At 50.5% G+C, this 378-nt stretch carries 1 protein-coding gene; it reads right to left on the bottom strand.

Features of this window, described 5'->3' with window-relative positions:
• A partial coding sequence (locus tag H6A34_RS15695; protein ID WP_275955215.1) for a transposase occupies positions 1–378 on the bottom strand: 378 nt, incomplete at both ends.

Raw genomic sequence — 378 nt, 5'->3', positions numbered from 1 at the left:
GCCCATCCCTTCATCGTCCTGTGGCTGTGCGCACGCTTTATATTGCATGACTTCAACGGTGTGGAGTCGATAATGGATATTCCAGTACATTTACCCAACGCACATGTCTGCAGGAACAGCAAAAGATGGAGTCCTACCTTAGCCTGGCGTTCTACGAAGCGGTTGTACGACAGGCGGTGTGGAAACTCTTTGCGCATGTGGTTACATACATAACCGAGGTAGAAAGACTTGAGGTCTCGGTGGCGCAAGATATGGAACAGTACGAGAATGGTCATCACCTCACTGTCGGACATGAGGCACGGGCGGTTGCGGCGACGTTTGCCGCAGATGTCCAGCGTGTGTTTTTTCAGTTCAGGAGCAAAATATTTGCAGAACTCA

It is taken from the genome of Marseilla massiliensis (genome assembly GCF_016899855.1).
GTDB lineage: Bacteria > Bacteroidota > Bacteroidia > Bacteroidales > Bacteroidaceae > Prevotella.
Note: the sequence above shows the minus strand (reverse complement) of the source record. Positions and strands in the feature narration are given on the sequence as shown.